This is a genomic window from Bradyrhizobium sp. (assembly GCF_016462955.1).
Taxonomy (GTDB): Bacteria; Pseudomonadota; Alphaproteobacteria; order Rhizobiales; family Xanthobacteraceae; genus Bradyrhizobium.
In genome coordinates this window covers 1-3,719 of record NZ_JAEMSD010000597.1, presented here as the reverse complement: position 1 = coordinate 3,719, position 3,719 = coordinate 1, and the positions used below count along the sequence as shown (strand labels likewise).

General features: G+C 67.2%; 4 protein-coding genes. 3 read left to right on the top strand and 1 reads right to left on the bottom strand.

What is annotated here, in order from left to right; all coding sequences use genetic code 11:
- The coding region (locus tag JHD07_RS35190; protein ID WP_291630555.1) for a DUF892 family protein at nucleotides 1-195 on the top strand (195 nt) is incomplete at its 5' end.
- Nucleotides 196-404: 209 nt separating this feature from the next.
- Entirely contained in the window at nucleotides 405-2,804 is a 2,400-nt protein-coding gene (locus tag JHD07_RS35185; protein WP_291630553.1) for an EAL domain-containing protein, read from the top strand.
- 3 nt (nucleotides 2,805-2,807) lie between these two features.
- On the opposite strand, the gene JHD07_RS35180 is transcribed toward JHD07_RS35185, so the two are convergent.
- Nucleotides 2,808-3,242, bottom strand: a complete 435-nt coding sequence (locus tag JHD07_RS35180; protein WP_291630551.1) for a hypothetical protein — start codon at nucleotides 3,240-3,242, stop codon at nucleotides 2,808-2,810.
- Between the two features lie 61 nt (nucleotides 3,243-3,303).
- On the opposite strand from JHD07_RS35180, the gene JHD07_RS35175 reads away from it, so the two are divergent.
- Nucleotides 3,304-3,719, top strand: a 416-nt coding sequence (locus JHD07_RS35175; protein WP_291630549.1) for a hypothetical protein, incomplete at its 3' end; no start/stop codon positions are given.

The following is a 3,719-nucleotide window of genomic DNA, read 5'->3' as shown; positions in this document are numbered from 1 at the left end:
GCGCTGATCAACGCGGCGCAGGCGGCGGAGCACTACGAAATCGTCCGCTATGGCAGCCTCATCGCCTGGGCCAAGCAGCTCGGCCGCAACGACTGCGCGGCGGTGCTGGCCAAGACGCTCGAGGAGGAGAAGGCGACCGACCAGAAGCTGACAACGCTCGCCGAGAGCAAGGTCAATCTGCGCGCGGCGAGCTGATGAAGGCGTAGCCAGGAGCGCCGCGCGGAGTCTCGCGCGGCGCCTTCGCTTGTTCGCCATCCGCCGTCGTGACCCGCAAAGGTGCGTCGGCCGGGACACAATGCGAGCAAACCCGCACATCTCTCGTTCACCATTCCCGGAGCAGGTTCGTAGCCGGTTACCGATCGTCCACCTCTGTCGTCTCAATTGCCGGCCGATAGGGGCCCGCAATGTATCAAGTTCTCTACTGTCTCACCGACGAGCACGATTGGCGACTGGTCGCTCTTGCCGCGGCTGTGTGTCTGCTCGCCAGCGCGGCGGCGATCAGCCTGTTCCAGCGGGCACGTGCGACGCGAGGCTCCGGGCGCCTGGCCTGGATCGTCCTCGATGCCGCCGTCAGCGGATGCGGCATCTGGGCGACGCATTTCATCGCGATGCTCGCCTACGCGCCGGGCGGGACCGGCGCCTACAACATCCCGATGACGGTCCTCTCCCTGATTATCGCAATCTCCGTGACTTTTGTCGGATTAAGCATCGCGGTCTCGTCCTCGCGTCCGCTCTGGATCATTCTCGGCGGCGCCATCGTCGGCGCGGGTATCGCGGCCATGCATTACACCGGCATGGCAGCGCTGGAGATGCCGGCCCGGGTGAATTGGGTTGCAAGCACGGCGGCCGCCTCGGTGCTGTTCGGAATTGTCCTTGCGGCCGGCGCATTGTTCCTCGCAGCGCGGCGCGACGACCTTTCCCATGCGCTGACGGCGACCGCGCTCCTGATGGTTGCGATCGTCGCACATCATTTCACCGCGATGGGCGCGGTGCTGCTGACGCCTGACTCCGGGCTCGCGATCAGCGGGCTGTCCATCGCACCGGCCTCGCTGTCTTTCCTCACCGCCAGCGCTGCGGTCGCGGTCATCGCAATTGCGCTTGTGGCCGCGCTATTCGACCGCCGCGCCAAGGGCGAATTGGGCCGACAGCAGATCGTGCTGGACAGTGCGCTGGAGAACATGTCGCAGGGCCTTTGCATGTTTGATGCGGAGGGCAAGATCATCCTGTTCAACGAGCGCTATGCGGCAATGCTCCGTCGCACAGACATCCTGCTCACCGGCAGGCGCCTGGTCGACGTGCTCAGGGAAGAGCAGGCCAAGGGCCAGTGGCAGGGCAATGCGGACGAGTTCTTCGCCCGCCTCGTGGCCGACGCGCGCGAGAGCCGCACCACGACCGACGTCGTCAGCCGGTTCGGCCGCTCCATCCGGGTCGTCAACCAGCCGATGCAAGGCGGCGGCTGGGTCGCGACCTTCGAGGACATCACCGAGTGGCTGGAGGCGCAGGCCAAGATCTCGCACATGGCGCGCCACGACGCGCTGACCAGCCTGCCGAACCGGGTGCTGTTCCACGAGCAGCTCGAGCAGGGGCTGCAGCGGACCGAGTCGGGCGACCAGCTCGCGGTGCTTTGTCTGGATCTCGATCACTTCAAGGACATCAACGACTCGCTCGGCCATCCCATCGGGGATGCGCTGCTCAAGGAGGTCGGCCGCAGGCTCAAGGCGACCGCCGGCGAACACGACACCGTGGCCCGGCTCGGCGGCGACGAGTTCGCGGTCGTCCAGATCGGGCGGTCTGAGGAAACCGCGGCGAGGTCGCTCGCCGGGCGCCTCGTCGAGGTCATCTCGGCGCCGTACGAGATCGACGACCATCAGATCGTGATCGGCGTCTCGATCGGCATATCGCTGTCGCCGCAGGACAGCACCAACCCGGACGAGTTGCTGAAGAACGCCGACCTCGCGCTCTACCGCGCCAAGGGGGACGGCCGTGGCACCTATCGCTTCTTCGAGACCGGCATGGATGCGCGTGCTCAGGCGCGGCGCCTGTTGGAAATGGATCTGCGCGCGGCTCTGCAACGCGACGAGTTCGAGGCGTACTATCAGCCGATCCGGGACGTCGCGAGCGGCCGCGTCGTCGCCTTCGAAGCGTTGCTGCGCTGGAACCATCCGCAGCGCGGGCTGATCGCGCCCATCGGTTTCATTCCGCTGGCCGAGGAGACCGGCCTGATCATTCAGCTCGGCGAGTGCGTGCTGCGCTCCGCCTGCAGCGACGCAGCCACCTGGCCGAGCGATGTCGACGTCGCCGTCAACCTGTCGCCGGTGCAGTTCAAGAGCCCGAACCTGATCGCGTCCGTGGCCGAGGCGCTGACCGCTTCGGGCCTTGATGCGCGCCGCCTCGAGCTCGAAATCACCGAAACGGTGCTGCTCCAGAACGGCGAGGCGACGCTGGCCACCTTGCACGAGCTGCGTGCGATGGGCGTGCGCATCTCGCTCGACGATTTCGGCACCGGCTATTCGTCGCTGAGCTATCTGCGCAGCTTCCCGTTCGACAAGATCAAGATCGACCGCTCCTTCGTGTCGGAACTGGCGACGCGCGAGGATTCCATGGCGATCGTCCGGGCCGTGACGGGCCTCGGCCGCAGCCTCGGCATCGTCACCACCGCGGAAGGCGTCGAGAACGACGCCCAGCTCGAGCTGCTGCGGCGCGAGGGCTGCACCCAGGCGCAAGGCTATCTGTTCAGCAAGCCGCGGCCCGCTTCCGAAGTGGCGATGATGCTGGAAGGCCCGCGGCTGCGCGCGTCCGCCTGAGTGTCAGCCGCGGCGCAGCGCGAAGTGCGCGCCGCAAAACGCCATCACGGCGCCAAGGCACAGCGCGGCAAGCCCGGCGAGCACGACCGAGACGGTCGGGATCGGGCTCGGCGCCGAGGCCGCCTGGCCCGCACCCGCCAGCAGCAGCACGCCGACCGCGATCAGGAATTGCCGCATCCGTTGCGGGATCTGCCCCGAGACGGCGCTCTGCATCAGGCTTGCGGTGAAATAGCCGCCGGAGAAGCCGACGGTCGCGATCAGCCACCACGCGATCGCAGCGCCCGTCGGCATGAACTCTTGCGTGCCGGAGCGCCAGAGGCCGCCGAGATCGAGCCCGTAGCGCGCGCCCAGCATGTGCACCGCGAGCGCGAGCAGCACGCCGGAGATCATTGCGGCGCCGAGAATCAGGCGGCGCGGAAAAAAGGTCGTCTCAGCCATGCCTCGCTTGTAGGATGGGCGGGGGCGATCACGCAAGGCGATCGCCGGTGGGATCGTCGACATGCCGGGAGCCGACTCTGGTTCTGCCACGAGCTACGCCTACAAGGCCTCGCTGATCGGCTCGGCGCATCGCTTCGCGCTCACGGAGGAGGGACTGTCCTGGCACATCGGAGGACGCTCGGGCTTGTGGCGGTATGACGAGATATCCGCGATCCGGCTGTCGTTTCGTCCGGTGTCAATGCAGCAGCACCGTTTTCGTGCCGATGTCAGCCGCGCCGGCGGCGGCCGCATCGCTATCCTGTCCACCAGCTGGCAGACCGCGGCCCTGATGGCGCCGCAGGACAACGGCTTTCGCGATTTTCTGATCGAGCTGCATGCGCGGATGGCCAAAGCGGGCAGCCGCGCCCAATTGTCCGCAGGGCTCGGCCGCAAGACCTATGCGGCGGTGCTGGCGTTCATGGCGGTGCTGACCGTGGC

What these genes read in the sequence shown, in the direction of transcription:
- JHD07_RS35185 (WP_291630553.1), top strand. Translation starts at nt 405, where the DNA reads ATGTATCAAGTTCTCTACTGTCTCACCGACGAGCACGATTGGCGACTG.
- JHD07_RS35180 (WP_291630551.1), bottom strand. Translation starts at nt 3,242, where the DNA reads ATGGCTGAGACGACCTTTTTTCCGCGCCGCCTGATTCTCGGCGCCGCA.